At 58.9% G+C, this 19,981-nt stretch carries 16 protein-coding genes; 3 read left to right on the top strand and 13 right to left on the bottom strand.

Annotation, left to right across the window (positions count from 1 at the left end):
- Position 1: 1 nt before the first annotated feature.
- The 8 genes from AABM55_RS15885 to AABM55_RS15850 form a co-directional block, all read right to left on the bottom strand.
- Positions 2–901: a carbohydrate ABC transporter permease gene (locus AABM55_RS15885; RefSeq protein ID WP_256585191.1), complete on the bottom strand. Its 900-nt coding sequence runs from the start codon at positions 899–901 to the stop codon at positions 2–4.
- Between the two features lie 220 nt (positions 902–1,121).
- Positions 1,122–2,432 (bottom strand): sugar ABC transporter substrate-binding protein, encoded by a 1,311-nt coding sequence (locus tag AABM55_RS15880; RefSeq protein WP_347926909.1) that lies wholly within the window; start codon positions 2,430–2,432, stop codon positions 1,122–1,124.
- Between the two features lie 219 nt (positions 2,433–2,651).
- A complete protein-coding gene (locus AABM55_RS15875) occupies positions 2,652–3,926 on the bottom strand; it encodes an OprD family porin (RefSeq protein WP_347926907.1) in 1,275 nt (424 codons plus the stop codon).
- Between the two features lie 102 nt (positions 3,927–4,028).
- Positions 4,029–5,678, bottom strand: coding sequence for an ABC transporter ATP-binding protein (locus tag AABM55_RS15870; RefSeq protein ID WP_347926905.1), 1,650 nt, complete (start codon positions 5,676–5,678; stop codon positions 4,029–4,031).
- A 2-nt stretch (positions 5,679–5,680) separates the two neighbouring features.
- Positions 5,681–6,541 carry an ABC transporter permease gene (locus AABM55_RS15865; protein WP_347926903.1) on the bottom strand — a complete coding sequence of 287 codons (861 nt, stop codon included), beginning with the start codon at positions 6,539–6,541 and terminating at the stop codon, positions 5,681–5,683.
- Positions 6,538–7,479 (bottom strand): ABC transporter permease, encoded by a 942-nt coding sequence (locus AABM55_RS15860; protein WP_347926901.1) that lies wholly within the window; start codon positions 7,477–7,479, stop codon positions 6,538–6,540. Before AABM55_RS15860 ends, AABM55_RS15865 begins: the two co-directional genes overlap by 4 nt.
- A 10-nt stretch (positions 7,480–7,489) precedes the next feature.
- Positions 7,490–9,025, bottom strand: a complete 1,536-nt coding sequence (locus tag AABM55_RS15855; protein ID WP_347930042.1) for an ABC transporter substrate-binding protein — start codon at positions 9,023–9,025, stop codon at positions 7,490–7,492.
- Positions 9,026–9,166: 141 nt separating this feature from the next.
- A complete protein-coding gene (locus AABM55_RS15850; RefSeq protein WP_081013824.1) occupies positions 9,167–10,291 on the bottom strand; it encodes a C45 family peptidase in 1,125 nt (374 codons plus the stop codon).
- A gap of 418 nt (positions 10,292–10,709) precedes the next feature.
- Here AABM55_RS15850 and AABM55_RS15845 point away from each other — a divergent pair, with 418 nt between their 5' ends.
- A complete protein-coding gene (locus AABM55_RS15845; RefSeq protein WP_347926899.1) occupies positions 10,710–11,201 on the top strand; it encodes a GNAT family N-acetyltransferase in 492 nt (163 codons plus the stop codon).
- 76 nt (positions 11,202–11,277) lie between these two features.
- On the opposite strand, the gene AABM55_RS15840 is transcribed toward AABM55_RS15845, so the two are convergent.
- Positions 11,278–13,023 carry a phosphoethanolamine transferase CptA gene (locus AABM55_RS15840; RefSeq protein ID WP_347926897.1) on the bottom strand — a complete coding sequence of 582 codons (1,746 nt, stop codon included), beginning with the start codon at positions 13,021–13,023 and terminating at the stop codon, positions 11,278–11,280.
- A gap of 173 nt (positions 13,024–13,196) precedes the next feature.
- Positions 13,197–13,364 carry a DUF6026 family protein gene (locus tag AABM55_RS15835; protein WP_177474896.1) on the bottom strand — a complete coding sequence of 56 codons (168 nt, stop codon included), beginning with the start codon at positions 13,362–13,364 and terminating at the stop codon, positions 13,197–13,199.
- 251 nt (positions 13,365–13,615) lie between these two features.
- Between AABM55_RS15835 and gnd the strand changes: the two genes are divergently transcribed.
- Positions 13,616–14,620 carry a phosphogluconate dehydrogenase (NAD(+)-dependent, decarboxylating) gene (gene gnd / locus AABM55_RS15830; protein WP_256583829.1) on the top strand — a complete coding sequence of 335 codons (1,005 nt, stop codon included), beginning with the start codon at positions 13,616–13,618 and terminating at the stop codon, positions 14,618–14,620.
- A complete protein-coding gene (gene zwf, locus AABM55_RS15825; protein ID WP_347926896.1) occupies positions 14,617–16,131 on the top strand; it encodes a glucose-6-phosphate dehydrogenase in 1,515 nt (504 codons plus the stop codon). The genes gnd and zwf overlap by 4 nt, the downstream gene beginning before the upstream one ends.
- A 64-nt stretch (positions 16,132–16,195) precedes the next feature.
- On the opposite strand, the gene nhaB is transcribed toward zwf, so the two are convergent.
- The 3 genes from nhaB to AABM55_RS15810 form a co-directional block, all read right to left on the bottom strand.
- A complete protein-coding gene (gene nhaB / locus AABM55_RS15820; protein ID WP_054597518.1) occupies positions 16,196–17,698 on the bottom strand; it encodes a sodium/proton antiporter NhaB in 1,503 nt (500 codons plus the stop codon).
- Between the two features lie 117 nt (positions 17,699–17,815).
- On the bottom strand, positions 17,816–19,105 hold the full coding sequence (locus AABM55_RS15815; protein WP_347926894.1) for a hypothetical protein: 1,290 nt from the start codon (positions 19,103–19,105) through the stop codon (positions 17,816–17,818).
- Positions 19,106–19,386: 281 nt separating this feature from the next.
- Complete coding sequence (locus AABM55_RS15810; protein ID WP_054597516.1) at positions 19,387–19,653, bottom strand: hypothetical protein; 267 nt, start codon at positions 19,651–19,653, stop codon at positions 19,387–19,389.
- Positions 19,654–19,981: the final 328 nt, after the last annotated feature.

Genomic DNA, 19,981 nt, shown 5'->3' with positions numbered 1-19,981 from the left:
CTCAGGCTTTATCTGTCAGGTTTTTGCCGATCATCCGCACCAGGATGATCGCCGCAATGTTGGCAATCACCACCGCAATCAAGCCACCGGCCGAGGCCATGCCGACGTCGAACTGCACCAGCGCCTGGTTGTAGATCAGGTAGGCGAGGTTGGTCGAGGCGTAGCCGGGGCCACCGTTGGTGGTGGTGAAGATTTCGGCAAACACCGAGAGCAGGAAGATGGTTTCGATCATCACCACCACTGCAATCGGCCGTGCCAGGTGCGGCAGGGTCAGGTGCCAGAAGATCGCGATGGGGCCGGCGCCATCCAGGCGCGCGGCTTCTTTCTGTTCCTGATCGAGTGACTGCATGGCGGTCATCAGGATCAGGATCGCGAAGGGCAGCCATTGCCACGAGACAATGATGATGATCGACAGCAGCGGGTAATGCGCGAGCCAGTCCACCGGTTGTGCGCCGAAGAGCTTCCACACGGCCGCGAGAATCCCCGAGACCGGATGGAAGATCAGGTTCTTCCAGATCAGCGCACCGACGGTGGGCATGATGAAGAACGGCGAGATCAACATCACCCGCACGATGCCGCGGCCGAGGAACTCACTGGCCTCCAGCAGGGCACTGATCAACACCCCGAACACCACGCTGATCAGCAGCACGCTGCCGACCAGCAACAAGGTATTGGTGGCGCCGGGCAGGAAGCCCGAATCGGTCAGGAAGTAGCTGAAGTTCTCCAGCCCGACGAAGGCGTTGTCGCCGGGGTACAGCAGGTTGTAGCGGATCAGCGAAAAGTACAGGGTCATGCCCAGCGGCACGATCATCCACAGCAGCAACAGCGCCACCGAAGGGCTGACCAGAAACCAGCCCGGGTTGGCCAGCCGGCTTTTACGCAGCGGCGCCGGAATGTCCATTTGTGCTTTGAGAGTCGAGGTATTCATGGCGATCACTTACTCGTTGTACAGCGAGTTCCCTGTGGCGAGGGAGCTTGCTCCCGCTCGTGGGCGAAGCCCACGCCAATCTCGTCGATGCGTTCGCTGACAAATCGCATTCGCCGGTTTTGGGGCCGCTTCGCCCGAACGCGGACCGGCCCAGCGGGAGCAAGCTCCCTCGCCACAATTAGAGGTCTGCCGGTTACTTGGGATAACCCGCGCGCTTCATTTCACGTTCGGTGGTTTGCTGGGCGGCCGCCAGAGCCTGGTCGACGGTGGTCTGGCCGATCAGCGCGGCAGAGAACAGCTTGCCGACCTGGGTGCCAACGGCCTGGAACTCGGGAATGGTCACCAACTGAATGCCGATGTAGGGCACCGGCTTGAGGGTCGGTTTGCCCGGATCGGCAACCTTCAGCGATTCCAGCGTGACCTTGGCGAACGGCGCGGCATTCATGTAGGCCTCGCTGTAGGTTGAGGCGCGAGTGCCAGGCGGCACGTTGGCGATGCCGTCCTTCTCGGCCACCAGCGCGCCGTACTCTTTGGAGGTGGCCCAGGCACTGAAGGTTTTTGCCGCGTCCTTGGCTTTGGAGCTGGTGGGAATCGCCAGCGCCCAGGAGTACAACCAGGCCGAGCCTTTGTCGGTCACTTGATGGGGCGCGTAAGTGAAGCCGACGTGCTCGCTGACTTTGCTTTGAGTCTTGTCGGTGACGAACGAGCCGGCGACGCTGGCGTCGACCCAGATCGCACACTTGCCGCTGTTGAACAGCGCGAGGTTCTCGTTGAAACCGTTGCTGGAAGCACCCGGCGGGCCGGACTTTTTCATGGTGTCGGCGTAGAAGCTCAGCGCGTTCTTCCACTCGGGACCGCTGAATTCCGGCTGCCATTTCTCATCGAACCAGCGAGCGCCATAGGCATTGGCGATGGTGGTGATCAGCGCCATATTCTCGCCCCAGCCGGCCTTGCCGCGCAGGCAGATACCGTACTGTTCCTGGTCGGGTTTGTTGAGTTTGCCAGCGAATTCGCCGATCTGCTCCCAGGTCGGATGCTCGGGCATCGCCAGGCCTGCATTCTTGAACAGGTCGGTGCGGTAATAGGTCATGGAGCTTTCGGCATAGAACGGCAGGGCGTACAGCGTGCCCTTGACCGACAGGCCTTCACGCACGGAAGGGAATACGTCGTCGAGCGCGTAACCGGCGGGGAGATCCTTCGTCGGTTCCAGCCAGCCCTTGGCGCCCCACAGTGCAGCTTCGTACATGCCGATGGTCAACACATCGAACTGGCCGCCCTGGGTGGCGATGTCGGTGGTCAGGCGCTGACGCAGGACGTTTTCTTCCAGTACCACCCAATTGAGCTTGATCTCCGGGTGCTCGGCCTCGAAGGTTTTCGAGAGCTTTTGCATGCGGATCATGTCGCTGTTGTTGACGGTGGCAATGGTCAAGGTTTGTGCGCCAAGGCTGACGCTGCTGAGGGTCATGCAGGTGCAGGCAAGCAGAGCTTTTACAGTGGGTTTCATCGCGCACTCCTCTTCTGAGCCCAGGGGGCAGCAGAAGGACAGTTATTGTTTTTGTGTCTTCCGGAGGTAGGAAGAATCTGAGGCTGATTACAGCCCTCAACACACGCGATGACAAATCATTGGTAGCACTTGCACTGATACTTTTTTGCACATGGAAAGATCGCAGGCTACGCCAGCCCTTTGTTGGAGACGGCGCAGCCTGCGATTTTTAATGTTTTCTTACCAAAGTTTGACGCTGTAACTGAGGACCAGGCGGTTTTCGTTGGTGTCGCGTTGGTAGTTGCTTTTGCTCATACCGTTGCGCCAGCGGGCGCTGACGTTCTTCAGCGGTCCGCTCTGGATGGTGTAGCCGAGGTCGATGTCTCGTTCCCACTCCCGGCCTTCGCCGAGAAATTTTTTGATCTGCGCCTGATCGCCCTTGGCGTAGCGTGTGGAGAACAGCAGCCCCGGAATGCCCACCGTAGCAAAGTCAAAATCGTAGCGGGCGTGCCACGCGCGTTCCCTGGTTTGCGAGAAGTTGCTCAGTTGGTATTCGGTGAACAGGTAAGTGTTGCTGCCGTCGACATACGCAAACGGTGTTTCACCGTACTGCTGCTGGAAGCCGCCACCGATGGAGTGTCCGGCAATCGCATACATGAAGCGCGTGCTCAATGCGCGGTTGTCGACGGTGCCGGCCAGGCCTGCACCGGCAGCGTCAGCACTGAAATAGCGAATATCGCTCTTCAGCGTACCGCCGCCCAGCGCCAGGCTGTGCTTGAGGCCGACGTAGTGCTGCTGATATATGTCCTCAAGCTGCGCGTAGTAATAGCTACCGGTAAGCGTTGGGTTGAACCGGTAATCAGCGCCGCCGAAACGGAACTCATCGCTTTTTGCCGAGCTCTTGTAAGCGCCGTTCTGGCTGGTCAGTCCCATCTTTTCGTAGTTGGTCGATTCCCGCTGTTTGACCTGATCGATCTGCCCGCCGCGTAAGGTCAGGCCCTTGATGTCGCTGGAGCTGAGCAGGGCGCCTTCGAAGCTCTGCGGCAGGACTCGGCTGGTGTTCGGTTGCAGCAGCGGCAAGTCGGGCAGCAAATGGCCGACTCGCAGCTCGCTCTTGGCAACGCGGGCCTTGGCGGTCAGGCCTACCTTGGAATAGCTGTCGTGGGCACGTCTGGCGTAACTCGGTTTGCCCGGTTCGGCTGTGCTTTCTCGGGATAACAAACCGCTGCCGGAGCGATCCGGGCTGGAGTCGAGCTTCAGCCCGAGCATGCCGAGTGCATCCAGGCCAAAACCGACCGTGCCTTCGGTGTAGCCCGATTGCAGGTTCAGCAGAAATCCCTGGGCCCATTCATCACGCTTGGACTGGCCATTACCTTCGCGGTAGTCGCGGTTGAAGTAGTAGTTTTTCGAGTCCAGCGTGGCCTTGCTGTCCTTGAGGAATTCCGCTTCGGCGGCCATCGGCAGCAGGCTGGTGCCGCCGATCAAGGTCAAGTGCTGCATGAGTCTGGCGTTCATGGTGTTGGCTCCTGTGAGGGCTCGTTGTTGTTTTTCGGGCATGGCTTCGCCATGGACGCATTCAGTGATGTCTGAAGGCGTCCGAGGCAAAGTCAGTGATGATTAAGGTGTGGGCTGCAGGTTTTCGGGTTTTGGTCGCAGCCGGTAACCGCCGCTTGCCAATTGTTCCAATGGGCTTGCGGCTGCCAGTAATTGGCGGGTGTAGGGGTGCAAGGGATTATCGAAGACCGCTTCGCGGCTGCCGATTTCCACGATATGGCCCTGGTGCATGACCGCCACCCGATGGGCGATGCGTTCGACGGCCGCCAGGTCATGGGAAATGAACAGGCAGGCAAAACCGTACTGCGCCTGCAAGCGCTCGAACAGTTCAAGGATTTGCTTCTGGATGGTCATGTCCAGCGCCGAAATCGGTTCGTCGGCGATCACCAATTGCGGGTGCCGTACCAGCGCTCGACCAATGGCCACTCGCTGGCGTTGACCGCCCGACAGTTGATGGGGAAAGCGCTCCATGAACGCTTCCGACAAACCGATATCCACCAGCGTGGTGGCGACACGCTGACGTTTTTGCTCCTCGCTTAGCTCCGGCAGATGGCGCAACGGTTCGGCGAGGGTTTCGCCAATGCGCATCCGCGGATCGAGGGACGAGTAGGGGTCTTGAAAGATCATCTGGCATTGCAGCCGATGATCTCGCTGACCGGCCTTGAGGATATCGATGCCCTTGAAGCGAATCTCGCCGGCACAGGGTTTGACCAGTCCCACCAGTGCGCGGCCCAGTGTGGTTTTACCCGAGCCACTGCCGCCGACCAACGCCAGGGTTTCACCGGGGGCGATGCTCAGGTTGGCACTGTGCACGGCGCGCTTGGGCTGAGATTTACCCCAGAACCGTGCATGCCCCGGATGCTCGATGCTGACGCCGGTAATTTCCACCAGCGGTTTGTCGGTCGCTGGCAACGCGGCCAGTTCGCCGCGCTTGGGCAGCGCTTCGAGCAATTGGCGGGTGTAGGCGTGTTGCGGGGCCAGCAGAATGTGATTGATCGAACCTTGCTCCACGGCCTGACCGTGGCGCATGACCACCACCTTGTGGGCGTAACGCGCCACCAGCGACAGGTCGTGGCTGATGAACAGGATCGCCGTGCCTTGCTCGCGGGTCAGCTCCAGCATCAGCTCGATCACGTCCAGTTGCGCCAGGCAATCGAGGGCGGTGGTGGGTTCGTCAGCAATCAGCAACGCCGGGCGCAGCAGCATCACCGAGGCGAGCATGATCCGCTGGCGCATGCCGCCGGAAAACTCATGGGGATAGGCGCTCAGGCAGCGCTCGGGGTCGGTGATGCCGATGCGCGTCAGCATGTCCACGCAGCGTTGGCGAATCTGTGCCTTGTTCAGGTCGGTGTGCAGGCGCAGACCTTCGGCCATTTGCTCGCCAATGCGGATGGCCGGGTTGAGCGAAACCATCGGTTCCTGGAACACCATGCCGATTCGAGCACCGCGGATATCACGCAATTGCGCACAACTCAGCTGATGGAGGTCCTGGCCTTCGAAGCGGATCGCACCACCACAGACTTCCATCGGCAGTGGCAGCAGGCCAATCGCTGCGCGTGCGGCCATGGTCTTGCCGCTCCCGGATTCGCCCACCAGCGCGACAATCTCGCCGGGCGCGACGGTAAAACTCAGGTCGTTGACCGCCAACGGGCCTTCGGCACCAGCGCGGATCAGCAGATGGTCGACTTCAAGCAACAGTTTTGGACTGGGCATGATCAACGGCTCATTCGAGGGTCGAGGCGGTCGCGCAGGGCGTCGCCGAACAGGTTGATGGCGACCAGCGCCAAGGCGATGAACAACCCTGGGAACAGGCCGAGCCAGGAGGCGTTGGCAATGTACGGGCGGCTGGCGGCGAGCATGTTGCCCCAGGTCGCTGCGGGTGGCGGAACACCCAGACCGAGGAAGCTCAAGGCGCTTTCCGACAGCAGCGTCCAGCCGAACATGCTGGTGGCGAGTACGCAGAGCGGCGCAACACAGTTGGGGGCGACGTGGCGGTACAGCGTGTAGAACTCCGAATTGCCGATCACCCGTGAGGCTTCGATGAACTCGCGTTCACGCAGCGACAGCACACTGCCGCGCACCACCCGAACCACCGACGGTGTATAAGCGATGCTCAACGCCAAAACGATGCCGTACTGGCTGGCCCCGATGATCGCCATCAAGCCCAGCGCCATCAGGATGCCGGGGAACGCCAGCAATGCATCGTTGATCATCATCAGAACTCGATCGGTCCAGCCCCGCAGGTAACCGGCGAGCATGCCGATCACACTGCCGAAAAACAGCGCCAGGCACACGGTCAGCAAGCTGATCCACAAACTGGTGCGCGCACCGATGATCAAGCGGCTGAGCACGTCACGGCCAAACTCGTCGGTGCCTAGCCAATGCAGCGCCGAGGGTGCCTTGAGGCGAGACAATAGATCGATTTTCAGCGGGTCGTAAGGTGTCCAGAACACACCAAGCAGGGCCATGCTGATCAGCAGAGCCAGCAAGGTGCCGCCAATCAAGGCATTCGCCGGTGGCCAGCGCAGTGGGCGACGCGCCGGTGTAGCGCTCACGGAAAGCCGGGAGACGGTCATAATTTCACCCTTGGGTCGAAGAGTGGATAGAGCAGGTCGACCAGCAGGTTGACCGCCACGTAGATGAAAGTGATCAGTAGCAGGCAGCCTTGCAGCACGGGGTAGTCGCGAGCGTAGATAGCGTCGACCATCAAGCGACCGATGCCGGGCAGGGTGAACACTGTTTCCAGCACTGCGATGCCGCCCAGCAAATTGCCGAGGATCAGGCCGATCAAGGTCCAGGTCGGCGCAAAGGCATTCGGCAGTGCGTGGCGCCACAGCACCGCGCGTTCCGATAAACCCTTGGTTCTGGCGTGGGCGATGTATTCCAGCCGCAGCACCTCGATGGTGCTGGCCCGGGCCATCCGGGTAATGGCGCCCAATTCCACCAGCGTCAGGGTGACAATCGGCAGCACCAGATAGGTCACGGCTTCACCGGGATTCTGGGCGAACGGCACATAACCGACCACGGGCAGCCAGTTGAGCTTGATCCCGAACGCGTAGAGCAACAGCAAACCGAGCCAGAAGCTGGGAATCGACAGCAACAGGGTTGCGCCGGTGACCAGCCCGAGGTCCAGCGCGCTGTCCTGTTTCCAGGCCGCGAACAGGCCTGCTGGAACGGCAATCAACGCCGCCAGCAGCACCGCCACCAGCACGATGCTGGCGCTGACCGAGAAGCGGTCGAGGATCAGTTCGAGCACCGGTTGTTTGCTGGTGATCGACACGCCGAGGTCGCCACTGAGCACCGATTGCAACCAATACGCGAACTGCACGCCGATCGAGTGATCCAACCCCAATGCCGCGCGGGTGCTGGCCAGGCTTTGCGGGTCGGCCATATCGCCGAGCATCAGCAGCGCCGGGTCGCCGGGGATGAAGCGGATCAGCGCGAACACCACCACGGAGATCAGCAACAGGGTCGGCACCGACAGTGCCAGGCGTTGAGCGATAAATCGCAGCATGATCGATCTCCTAGTCGGCCAGTTTCACGCCCCACAGGCGCGGTTTGGCGATGGGCCAGGAGCGGTAACCTTCGACCCGATCCTGAAAGGCTCCGACGGTGCTGCCGTTGTACATCACCACCATCGGTACATCGGCAAGCATCTGTTGGTGCAACTGATCGAACAGGGCCTGACGTTTGCCCGGTACGATTTCGCGCATGGACTCAAGCATCCAGCCCTGCGCCTGGGGGTTGTCCCAGACCTTGCGGGGTTGCTGGTTTTTGTCGCCCATCACCGACTCGAAGTTCAGCGCTGCGTCAAAACGCGCCGAATAGGAGAACGCCATGATCTGGTACGCACCGCTCTGGTAGCGCTCCAGTTGAGTACCCCATTCGAGGGTTTCGATATCGATGTTCAACCCGGCCGCCTGGGCCATGGCCTGGCTCAGTACCGCCATGTCGAACACGCTCTGGTAGCGTTTGTTGGTGATGATTTTCAGCTGCTGGCCGTTGTAACCGGCTTCCTTGAGCAGACGCTTGGCTTCTTCGATGTTGGCTTTGTAGCCCAGCTTCTGAACGTTCTTGTGGTAGGGGCTGGTGTCTGGCACCACCGAGTTGTTGGCGTGGGACGTGCCTTCGGTGAGTGCCTGGACCATTTGTTCGCTGTCCAGCGACAGCGCGATGGCACGCCGAATACGCACGTCCTTGAGCAGTGGATCGCGGGTCTGGAACAGCAGGGCGTTGAGCGACATGTTGGCACTGCTGGAGGTCTTGATGCCTGGCAAGGTGCCGAGTTCGTGGGCATCCATCACCGTGACATCGGGCAGCACGTCGACCCCTTTCGATTGCAGCGCGGCTTTGGCGGCTGCCGCATCGGGGATGACCATGAAGCGCAGGTTATCGATAAACGCCTGCTTGTTGCCGGTGTAGCCGTCGGTGCCCGTCTCCGGGCGGGCGCTGTAGTCGGCAAAGCGTTGCAGATCGACATATTGCCCCGGTTTCCATTCGGCAAGCTTGAACGGCCCGGTACCGATCGGCGCTTGCCACTTGCCGTTCGCATCGACAGAGGACGGGTGCAGGATGCCGGTGCCGCCGCAATCGGAACGGGCCATTTGTGCGAGGAACAGGCCATTGGGTTTGTCCAGCGTGAAGACCACGGTCAACGGATCCGGCGCGCTGATGTCGGCGACTTTTGCCACCCCGCGGCCATCGAAGTCTGCGAGACAGCGCCATTGGGTTTGCGGGTCGAGATAGCGTTTCCAGGTCCACAGCACCTCGGCGGACGTGAGGGCGGCGCCGTCATGAAACTTCACCCCGTCACGCAGGGTGAAGCGGTACTCGAGGCCATCGGCCGACACCTCGACCTTGCTGGCCAGCAGCATGCCGACCGAGGCGTCTTCGCGGTAAGCCACCAGGCCTTCGACAATGTGCAGGATCACCGCGTCGGTGTTTTCGTCGCGATTGACGCCGGGATCGGTGCTGCGAATATCCGCGTTGAGGGCTACACGCAAGGTGTTGGCGGTGGCGTTGAGACTGCCAAGAGCGAGACTGCTGAACCCTAGCGTCAGGGCGATACGAGTGAATGTATGCACGGGAGTGATTCTCCATGGGCGGTTTGCGACGGTGAGAGCCGGCAAGCGTCGCAAACCGTTAGTTGTTTATTGTCATTGTTCTTGTCGTGCCGCCCGCAGGGCAGGGTGTCGCGTGAGTTACTTGAGGTAGCGGTTGATGTCGCCCTCCATGGCCAGCGAATAGGCGGTGAATTCTCGGTTCACGGCCGGCAGCGGTGCGACTTCCATCAAGCCCTTGGCCGGGCGCATCACCACCATGGCAACGGTAGCCGACAGGTTGCCGGCCATGTTGGAAAGCGGCGGGCGACACACCGCCCACGGCGTGCCGAAGTCATCGAAGAAAGCTTTTTTCAGGTGCTCGGCGGTCAATTGCCCGGGCGTTTCGCTGAGGATTTGCCGCACACGCACGTCGCGATAGAGGCTTTCGGGAACGCTGTTCAAGCCGGCTTCACGCAACTTGCCCAATGCCACCGGGCTCTGCCAATGGTTGGCGTGTACCAGCAACCCCTGTTCGGCCTGAATCGGGAAGACTTCATCCGGGGCGCATTCAAAGTTGATCGCATAGCCACCAGCGTGACTGAGCATCATGTTGTTGGAGGTGGATTTGGCGGTGGTGGCGACCACCTTGATCGACAGCGCAAAATGCGCGGCCTCCAGCGCCTTGCGTCGAATGAATGGCAGTGGCACGCCGACCTGGGTGTAGTCGCGTTCGGACTCCAGGTAGTTGGCGGTGATTGCGGTGCCGATCGAGTTCAAGCCGTTGCGGGCCAGGCCGCCGGCTTCGGTGAAGGTCAGTACATCCGGGCCGTCTTCGCGCAGGACTTTCAGCACAATGGCGCTCTCGGCACATTCCGCGCGCCAGTCCCAGTTTTGTCCGTGAATCACTTCGTTGGCGGCCGATGCCGTCGGCAGAATCACCGCGCCAGTGCAGCCATCCGGATCTGGCAGGCGAGCCTTGCGTCGGCCCAGCTGGATGATCTCGGTGCGGGCGTTGATCAGCACGATAGCTTCGAAATCGCAGCCTGCACCCTCGGCGATACCGCGCATTTCCTGAGCGTACTCCGGCTCGAATGCTTCGATGCTGGGCACGAACTCATTGGCAAAGCCACGGATGTCGGCCCAGGTGTAGCCCATCTTCAGCAGCTGGACAGAGTAGATCTCGATGCTTTTGTGAATGCGCTGGCTGACCGCTTGGCCGTATTGGAGGCCGCGGTCGAAGGGGGTGCCGCTGATCTCGACGAGAGGGAAAGGGGAGTGGTTCATAGTTGGCAATCTCATGTTTTTTGTTTGCGCTGGGTACAAGAGTTGCCGGATATAAACGGACTGTCAATGCTTTTGGGTGACCGATAAAACCTTGTTGTAGGAATCCTACAGTGGGCTATTGAGTGCGTTGTGTGCGCAAAGGCCCTGTTTATCAGTGGTGTAGCGATGTTTAAAACGTGTCGCCGGCTGTGTTGTTTATATTCTGTGTATTTAGCTTTCGTAAAAATCGGAAAGGTCCTGCTTTTTGTGCGTACGAGTGACGAAGGACGTTGCCCTATAGCGCATTGCGCTAAAAACACCGGGTTGTGATGATTTGGCGGTTGTCCGAAGCGTTCCAGTCACGCTAATGTCGTCTGACCCAGGCGCAGGAAGACGATGCGCGCAGGGATGCACACTCATTGTTTGATCGAGGATGGAAATGGAATCCGCAGAAATCCTGGTACTCCAGGCCAGCTACAGCAATCCGATACACGCCGAAGCGATCAGTCTGGTTCTGAATCAATACGCTGAAGACCCGATGGGCGGTGGCACACCGTTATCGGCCGATGTCTTGCAGCAGTTGCCCGGCGAGCTGGCCAAGCGACCCCATGCGTTCAGTGTCCTGGCGTTCGTTCACGGGGAGCCTGCCGGGCTGGTGAATTGCTTCGAAGGTTTCTCGACCTTTGCTTGCCGTCCACTGGTCAATGTCCATGACGTCATGGTGGTCGGAAAGTTTCGCGGGCTGGGCCTGAGCCAGAAAATGCTGCAAAAGGTCGAGGACATTGCCCGTCAGCGTGGCTGCTGCAAAATCACTCTGGAAGTGCTGGAAGGCAATGCCGTCGCACAGGGTTCCTATAGCAAGTTCGGGTTTTCGGCGGGGATGTTCGATCCCGCTCATGGCCGGATGCTGTTCTGGATCAAGTCGCTTTAAACAAGAAGGGCGCCTCTGGGGGCGTGCACATCAATGCTGCGCAGAAAGCGGGGGCTGGAACCAGCCCCCGAAGAGATTACGGCTTGATGGTTGAGGCGCTGACAGCAGCAGCCTTGGGTTTCATCAGGCTGAAGTCGATCAGCGCTTTCTGTTCGCGCTCATAAGGGTTGCCGATCAACAGCGGGCGCGGTTTGAAGCTGTCGCTGACCAGGCTCTTGCTGCGGTCCAGTTCATCGAAACTCAAGCCTGCAAGGTCTGCCCAGGTGTGGATCAGCTGCGAACTGCTGTAAGGCCGTTGCAGGTCCGCGGCAAAGCTCCAGTCGTGGGCTTCTCGCCATTTTGGCGAAGCCCAGGCGATGAACGGAATCGTGTACATCGGCGCAGTCGGTTTGGCTTCGTTACGACCCAGCGTGGTGTGACCTGCGGAGTCGAAAACGTCTTCACCGTGGTCGGAGAGGTACAGCAGGAAGCCGTTTGGATCGGTCTTGGCGTAGTCCTTGATCAGGCTCGACACCACGAAGTCGTTGTACAAAACCGCATTGTCGTAGCTGTTGTAGGTCGGCAACTGATCATCGCTGATGCCTGCCGGTACACCCTGACGATCGTTGAATTTGTCGAACGTTGGCGGATAACGGTACTGGTAACTCATGTGCGTGCCGAGCAAATGCACGACGATGAGCTTGCGCGGAGCGCTGTCGGCCAGGGCCTTGGAGAATGGTTCCAATACATCGCCATCGTACTGGCGGGCGTTCTGGTTGCGGTTGTTGTTCAGGTAGACCTGTTCATCAGCCTGCTCGGAGAACGTCGTGAGCATGGTGTTGCGCTTGGTCATGGTCTGCTGGTTGGTGATCCAGAAGGTCTTGTAACCCGCCTGTTTCATCATGCTGACCAGGGATGGCGTCTTCAGGTACAGGTCTGGATTTTCTTCATCGGCGAAGGTCAGAACCTGTTGCAGCGCCTCGATGGTGTAAGGGCGCGGGGTAACGACGTTGTCGAAAACTGCCAGTTGATCCTTGAGCTTGTCGAGTTCCGGCGTGGTTTCACGCGGGTAGCCATACAGGCTCATGCGCTGACGGTTGGTCGATTCGCCAATCACCAGCACCAGGGTCGCGGGCTGGTTCGCCATTGCATCCTTGAAGTTGTGCAGCGGCGGGATCTGACTGGCGTTGTCGAGCATGCCTTGCATGCTGCCGAGCGTTTCACGGTAGCGACGATAGGCAACCATCATCTGCCACGGCACCGCTGGCTCGACTCGGGTTTCGAATTTTTCGAGGCCGCTGGCGAAGCTGCCGGTACGGGCCGTCTGCTTGATCAGCGGATAACCGATAATGGCGACCAGAATGGCAGTCGCGGTCAGCAGGGCTTTGCCACGAGAGAGGTAAACCGGGCGCAGACGCGTCCACAGCAATACTGCAACGGCGGTATGCGCCAGGAAGGCCAGGACCATCCACCAGGCGAAATACTGAGTCATGTATTCGCCAGCTTCCGACACGTTCGATTCGAACATGATGAAGATGACGCTTTGCGAGAATTCCTGCTGATAGATGAAGAAGTAACCCAGGCTCGCCATCGAGCAGGCCCAGAGCACGACACCGATGACTGCCGCCAGCAAGCGCGTGCGCGCTGGGAACAGCAGCATCGGTGCCAGCCAGATGGCGCTCATGATGAAGGCTTGGCGGAAACCGGCGAAACCCGCGGTGTCAGACAAGAGGATGAGGAGTTGGGTGATGCCGGAGAAATACCAGAAGAACAGGAAAAGCCAGCCAAGTCCTGCCCAGTCGAAACCTTTCGCAGACGTATTGCTGCGTTTAAACATCGCCATTCAGCGCTCCATCCGATTAATTACTGCGGATACTGGAGCATTTCCAGACACCAACAATTGCACCGCTCACAAAGTGAGCGGCTATAACCGATGAATTATCATCAGGCAGATGTGAAAAATTTGTGAGTGTCGTTCAGCTAACTGACAGCTTGTGTAGTGGCTGTTGTTCGATTTCAGCGCGTTACCGGCTGTGCAGGCAGTTGTGCCTGGGCAAGCAACAGGCGCAATTGCGCGACCTGGTCGAGCAGTTGTTCGCGTTCGGCTTTGAGCTGGCGCAATTCGTCACGACGAATAGTGACGTAAAGGGTCTGTGGAGGCAGTGCGTTTACTACGGTGCCCATTGCTCACCTCGCAAATGGCGTGTCACATCTGTGGTTGGATTGCTCTGGAGCCAAGGCCGAACCACTGTCGGCGCCGATTCTGGTTTCTTTTTGTTATTTATGGAACTTTTTTATTTTTTGCGGTCCCTGTGTCTTCGCCAACGTTTTGGACGTTATCCCTATAGCTCGGGCAAATCGTCCGGAAACTATGTTGCAGCGCTCTGGACTAACCTTAATCAGGCTCATTGCGCTATAACCTTTGGCACACCTTTATTTGTAGTAAGGAGCATCAGCACATGCAACTGGGGATTATCGGACTGGGCCGCATGGGCGGCAACATTGCGCGGCGCCTGATGCTCAATGGGCACACCACTGTGGTCTATGACCGTAACACCGCGTTTGTTGAGACCCTGAGTGAAGAGGGCGCCACTGGCGTTGCGGACTTGCCGGCACTGGTCGCGGCACTGGATAAACCCCGAGCGGTCTGGGTCATGCTGCCAGCAGGCGCGCCAACCGAAGAAACCATCGACACCCTGAGCCAGTTGCTGGACGCCGGCGATGTGATCATCGATGGCGGCAACACCTTCTATAAGGACGATATCCGTCGGGCGAAAACCTTGTCGGAAAAGGGCCTGAAGTACATCGATGTCGGCACCTCCGGCGGAGTTTGGGGGCTGGAGCGCGGTTACTGCATGATGATCGGCGGTGACGCTGACGTGGTTGATCGCCTCGACCCGCTGTTCGACGCACTGGCGCCGGGCTTGGGTGATATCCCGCGGACCAAGGACCGGGTGGCTGAAGATGATCGTGCCGAACGCGGCTATATTCATGCCGGCCCTGCTGGTTCCGGGCACTTTGTGAAGATGATTCACAACGGCATCGAATACGGGATGATGCAGGCATTTGCCGAGGGTTTCGACATCCTCAAGACCAAAGCCTCGGAAAACCTGCCGGAAGATCAGCGCTTTGATCTGAATGTGGCCGATATTGCCGAAGTCTGGCGTCGTGGCAGCGTCGTCTCGTCCTGGTTGCTGGACCTGACGGCCGATGCCTTGGCCAGCGATCCGAAGCTCGATGGCTACTCCGGTGCCGTGGCTGACAGCGGCGAAGGTCGCTGGACCATCGAAGCGGCCATGGAACAGTCGGTTCCGGTGCCGGTATTGTCCAACTCGCTGTTTGCCCGTTTCCGTTCGCGCCAGCAAAGTACCTATGGCGACAAGCTGCTGTCGGCCATGCGCTTCGGCTTTGGCGGCCATGTCGAGACGCCGAAAAAATGACTTCGATCCGCAAGAAATCCAAGGCACACCCCGCACCACCCACCACGCTGTTCCTGTTCGGTGCTCACGGCGACCTGGTGAAGCGCTTGCTGATGCCGGCGCTGTACAACCTCAGTCGTGACGGTTTGCTTGGCGATGGATTGCGGATCATCGGTGTCGACCACAATGCGATCAGCGACGCGGACTTCGCCAAAAAGCTTGAAGACTTCATTCGCGCCGAGGCGGCCAACAAGGTCGGCCATGACTCTCTGGACCCGGTGCTCTGGGCCAAGCTGGCCAAGGGCATCAGCTATGTCCAGGGCGATTTTCTCGACGACAGCACCTATCAGGCGCTCGACGCAAAAATCGCCGAGAGTGGTACCGGCAACGCGGTGTTCTATCTGGCCACCGCGCCGCGCTTTTTCAGTGAAGTGGTGCGTCGTCTGGGCTCGTCCGGGCTGCTGGAAGAGGGCGACGACGCCTTCCGCCGGGTCGTGGTCGAAAAACCCTTCGGTTCCGATCTGCACACCGCCGAAGCCTTGAACGCATGCTTGCTCAAGGTCATGACGGAGAAACAGATTTACCGGATCGACCATTATCTGGGCAAGGAGACCGTGCAGAACATTTTGGTCAGTCGGTTCTCCAACAGCCTGTTTGAAGCGTTCTGGAACAACCATTACATCGACCACGTACAAATCACCGCGGCAGAAACCGTTGGCGTCGAAACCCGTGGCAGTTTTTATGAGCACACGGGGGCGCTACGGGACATGGTGCCTAATCACCTGTTCCAGTTGCTGGCGATGGTTGCGATGGAACCGCCGGCGGCCTTCGGTGCCGATGCGGTGCGTGGTGAAAAAGCCAAGGTGGTCGGGGCGATTCGTCCCTGGTCCACCGAAGAGGCGCGAGCCAACTCGGTACGCGGTCAGTATGTTGCCGGTGAAATCGCCGGAAAGCCGTTGGCCGGTTACTGCGAAGAACCCAATGTCGCGCCAGACAGCACGACGGAAACCTTCGTTGCGCTCAAGGTGATGATCGATAACTGGCGTTGGGTCGGCGTGCCGTTCTACTTGCGCACCGGCAAGCGCATGAGCGTACGCGACACCGAAATCGCCATCTGCTTCAAGCCTGCACCCTACGCGCAGTTTCGCGACACCGAAGTCGATGAGCTACAACCGACTTACCTCAGGATCCAGATTCAGCCCAATGAAGGGATGTGGTTCGACCTGCTGGCCAAGCGTCCCGGGCCGGCACTGAACATGGCTAACATCGAGCTGGGCTTTGCCTACAAGGATTACTTCGAGATGCAGCCGTCCACTGGGTATGAAACCTTGATCTACGACTGCCTGACCGGTGATCAAACGCTGTTTCAGCGCGCTGACAACATCGAAAATGGCTGGCGTGCGGTTCAGCCGTTCCTCGATGCCTGGAAAGAGGATGCCAGTGTGCAAACCTATGCAGCAGGTGAAAATGGTCCAACGGCTGCCGATGAGTTACTGACCCGTGACGGTCGCGTCTGGCACAGCCTCGGCTGAGTCAGGCAATACTTCATACAAACCCCTTGTGGGAGCGAGCAGGCTCGCTCCCACAAGGTAAGTGTTACAACCAGTAGCTCACCGCATACCAGCCCAGCACGCCCATCACCACGGTGTACGGCAATGCCATCCAGACCATGCGCCCGTAGGACAGCCGAATCAGTGGGGCAATTGCCGAGGTCAGCAGAAACAGGAACGCTGCCTGACCATTGGGTGTTGCCACGCTAGGCAGGTTGGTGCCGGTATTGATGGCAATCGCCAGCGTTTCGAAATGCTCGCGGCTCATATGGCCGGAGATGAATGCCTGTTTCACCTCGGTGATGTAGATCGTCGCCACGAACACGTTATCGCTGATGGCCGACAACACGCCATTGGCGATAAACAACATGCCCGGTTGCTGATCTGCCGGCAGGGACAGCACCCACTGGATCAACGGCGTGAACAGTTGCTGATCGTGAATCACTGCCACAACGGCGAAGAACACCACCAGCAAGGCGGTAAACGGCATCGCATCCTTGAAGGCATTGCCGATCCGGTGCTCTTCGGTAATGCCGGTGAACGCCGTGATCAAGACGATCACCATCAAGCCGATCAGCCCGACCTCGGCAATGTGAAACGCCAACCCGGCAATCAGAATCAGCGCGGCCGCGCCTTGTACCAGCAGTGCAGCGCGTTGGCGGGCGGTGCGTTCGGCGTTGTCCTGTGCCGCATAGTTGGCCAGCACCGCGCGAACGTTGTCTGGCAGCAAGGTGCCATAACCAAACCAGCGCAGTTTCTCCAGCAACACACAGGTCACCAGGCCCGCGACCAGTACTGGCAGCGAGACCGGGGCGACCTTCAGGAAGAAGTCTGCAAAGTGCCAACCCATTTCATGGCCGATCAGCAGGTTCTGCGGCTCACCCACCAAGGTGCAGACACCACCGAGCGCGGTGCCCACTGCGCCGTGCATCAACAAACTGCGCAGGAATGAACGGAATTGTTCAAGGTCTTCGTGATGCAGGACCGGCAGGTTCTGATCATCGCTGAATTCGCTGTCCTGCCGTGGATCGTTGCCCGATGCCACACGGTGATAGACCGAGTAAAACCCTACGGCCGCGCTGATGATCACGGCGGTCACCGTCAAGGCGTCGAGAAACGCCGACAGAAACGCCGACAGAAAACAGAACATCAGCCCCAGCAGTGCCTTGGAGCGAACCCCGAGCAATAGCCGCGAAAACAGAAACAGCAGCAGGTCTTTCATGAAGTAAATGCCCGCCACCATGAACATCAGCAGCAGGATCACCGGAAAGTTATGCAACAGCTCGTCATACAGTGCTTCAGGTGTGGTCATGCGCAATAGCAGCGCTTCGACCATCAACAGGCCGCCCGGCATCAGCGGGTAGCATTTGAGTGCCATGGCCAGGGTGAAAATGAACTCAGCCACCAGCAACCAGCCAGCCGCTACCGGACCTGCCGTCCACAGCACCAGCGGGTTGAAAATCAGGAAGGCGAGAATGCTTGCCTTGTACCAGCGCGGTGAATGCCCGAGGAAATTGTGTGTAAACGCCTGGGCCATTGAGCCGGACATCAGTTGCTCCTTCTATCAAGAAGCGCGCAACTTGCCGTAACAGTCCCGGAAGATCAAGCTCTTGAGTTTCATTATCAATAGGTGACGGCGCACCTGCAGCGCAACAACGACACAGCACTACCCCAGATAGCGCGCCAATACCGCCCGGTAGTGGCCGTCCAGCGAGTAGCCGCTGACCACAATTCGCTCGTCAGCCTGCACGGCCAGCGAGGTTGCGGTGTCCAGGCTGCGCCCCAGGCGAGTACGAACCCACCCTTGGCCATTGGCAAAATGGCGATCCAGGCGTCCGTCCGGGAGATGCCGCGCCAAAAGAAAATCCGCTGCAATGCCGCCAATGGTTGCTCCGACGCTGAGCACCCGGCCATCGGCGAGCACCTGGGCGGCTGTCCATTGGCAGCCGCTGTTACCTATTTCAGTGAGTCGCGCGTGACCGTTATTGCAATGAGTGTCCGGCCGACCATTGTTGCGCACGGTCAGCGACAGGCATTGCATCGGGTCGCGGCTGCTACCGAAACACTGCAGGCGCCCATCCGGTTGCTCGATCACCTGACTCACCTGGGCACTGCGCCCCTGGACCTTGAAGCTTAAAAAGCCGTCTTCAGCGAAGTCTTCGTCCAGCCGGCCGGTGCTGTCGAAGCGTGCCAGCAAACCTTCCTGCGGCAGGTTGATCGATCCGGCGACCACAATCCGACCATCTGCCTGCAACAGGAGGCTGCTCAGCCAGGTATTCATCAGCAGGTGCCTGACCATGACAAATCCGTGGCCGTTGAATGTCTCGTCCAGTGTCCCGTCCGGATTGAGCCGTATCAGGATGCCGACGTGATCCGCGAATTTGTAGTGATGGTTGGCCAACAGCAGGATTCGGCCGTCGGCCAGTACCCGAAAGTCGCAGGCTTCGGCGCCCGAGACTCCCGGTGGTAACCAGTCGTCACGCAGGCCTCTGGACAAATCACCGGGCAAACGCACGATCTGTACCCCCCGGTCGCCAAATTGCAGAACCGGGTGTCCCTGCGAGTCAAACATTGCCAGTGCCGGGAGTGTGCGGTGGGGGCTTTCGTAATGCAGGCCGGATAACAGGATTTTTCCATCGGGCAGTTCTCGAACCTTGCCTCCTGTGGCTTCGAAGCCGCTTGCGAACTGTCCGGTAATGCTGCCCTCCATGCCGAAGCTCCGATCCGCTGAGCCATCCTCAAGTAATCGGGCCAGCCCATAACCGTAACCGTCCCAGGTTCCGACCTTGGCCGCGACCAGCAAGCGGCCCATCGAATCGACCGCCACATCGTTGGCCATACTTGAAAGGCTGCCCGCGAACTGCACCCAGGCCTTGCCGGATGATGCAAAACTTGAGTCGAGTTGTCCCGCTGTGCCGAGAGGGGCCGCGAAGGCAAAAGCGTTATGGATGGGCATGTCGCATCTCCTTGCGAGTCGACCAGATCCAGAACCTCGGAGGAAGACCTTGAAGGAAATATTCAATCCCTGATTGATGCAATGCACAACGGTCTGAAATCACAGACGGAGCGTCGTTCTGTGCCAGAACAATGTCTTTGCGAACCGCTGACAAGTTGGTCTGGCTTATACGACCGTCTATCGCAATAAAGCCTTAACCGAGAGGGTCGAAGAGGAGGGGATATCTTGAGAGGTATCGATAAAAAAGTGCGGATCACGGCGCAGTGATCCGCACTTTTTGTTTACTGCGGCATTGTCCAGGATTGCAACTGATAACCTTCCTCGCTCAATTCGGCGCGAACTTGTTCCAGCAAGGATGCAAGTTGGGCCGGGTCGGTATAGGTGCTGCTGGGGATCTGTTTGCGGCCGATAGGGGTGCTGGTGCGGTCGATGACGGTCAGGCTGAGTTCGCCGGTGCCGTCCTGTGGAGCCCAGGCCACGCATTGGAAGGGGGTAAATGCGCGGTCGGCAATCAAAAGAGCTTCGTTGATACGGAGCGGGGCGTTCATGGGGTCTTCTCTCGTCTGTGCCCAATCAAGTGATGTGCCGTCGGTTGGGCTTACCGTTCGGCTGGTTACTTGTACTGATGCGCGCAATGGGGGGGCGGGTCACACACATTCAAAAGAATTTTCAACTTTCTTTTATAAAGGCAATGACAAGGGGCGCGTTGAAAGCTGGATGAAAGGTTCAAACGTATCAGGTCGCTAATATGGGCAGGTTTTATAACGTAAACAACGTTGACCTTATTATTAAACGATACAAGGCCGCGTCAAGATCTTGCTAACGTTACATTCAGGGACGCCAAACGACTGTTTCTAATAAATTTTCTAATTTTTG

The organism is Pseudomonas helvetica (assembly GCF_039908645.1).
GTDB lineage: Bacteria > Pseudomonadota > Gammaproteobacteria > Pseudomonadales > Pseudomonadaceae > Aquipseudomonas > Aquipseudomonas helvetica.
The sequence above is the reverse complement of the archived record's forward strand: the minus strand, read 5'-3'. Positions and strand labels throughout refer to the sequence as shown.

Bases quoted from the DNA above. Each gene is read 5' to 3' on its own strand.
- AABM55_RS15810 (WP_054597516.1), bottom strand. From the start codon at position 19,653: ATGAACGCCCCGCTCCGTATCAACGAAGCTCTTTTGATTGCCGACCGC.
- AABM55_RS15835 (WP_177474896.1), bottom strand. From the start codon at position 13,364: ATGGGCACCGTAGTAAACGCACTGCCTCCACAGACCCTTTACGTCACT.
- AABM55_RS15875 (WP_347926907.1), bottom strand. From the start codon at position 3,926: ATGAACGCCAGACTCATGCAGCACTTGACCTTGATCGGCGGCACCAGC.
- AABM55_RS15885 (WP_256585191.1), bottom strand. From the start codon at position 901: ATGGACATTCCGGCGCCGCTGCGTAAAAGCCGGCTGGCCAACCCGGGC.
- AABM55_RS15845 (WP_347926899.1), top strand. From the start codon at position 10,710: ATGGAATCCGCAGAAATCCTGGTACTCCAGGCCAGCTACAGCAATCCG.
- AABM55_RS15840 (WP_347926897.1), bottom strand. From the start codon at position 13,023: ATGGCGATGTTTAAACGCAGCAATACGTCTGCGAAAGGTTTCGACTGG.
- AABM55_RS15815 (WP_347926894.1), bottom strand. From the start codon at position 19,105: ATGCCCATCCATAACGCTTTTGCCTTCGCGGCCCCTCTCGGCACAGCG.
- AABM55_RS15880 (WP_347926909.1), bottom strand. From the start codon at position 2,432: ATGAAACCCACTGTAAAAGCTCTGCTTGCCTGCACCTGCATGACCCTC.
- AABM55_RS15860 (WP_347926901.1), bottom strand. From the start codon at position 7,479: ATGCTGCGATTTATCGCTCAACGCCTGGCACTGTCGGTGCCGACCCTG.
- nhaB (WP_054597518.1), bottom strand. From the start codon at position 17,698: ATGTCCGGCTCAATGGCCCAGGCGTTTACACACAATTTCCTCGGGCAT.
- AABM55_RS15865 (WP_347926903.1), bottom strand. From the start codon at position 6,541: ATGACCGTCTCCCGGCTTTCCGTGAGCGCTACACCGGCGCGTCGCCCA.
- zwf (WP_347926896.1), top strand. From the start codon at position 14,617: ATGACTTCGATCCGCAAGAAATCCAAGGCACACCCCGCACCACCCACC.
- AABM55_RS15850 (WP_081013824.1), bottom strand. From the start codon at position 10,291: ATGAACCACTCCCCTTTCCCTCTCGTCGAGATCAGCGGCACCCCCTTC.
- AABM55_RS15870 (WP_347926905.1), bottom strand. From the start codon at position 5,678: ATGCCCAGTCCAAAACTGTTGCTTGAAGTCGACCATCTGCTGATCCGC.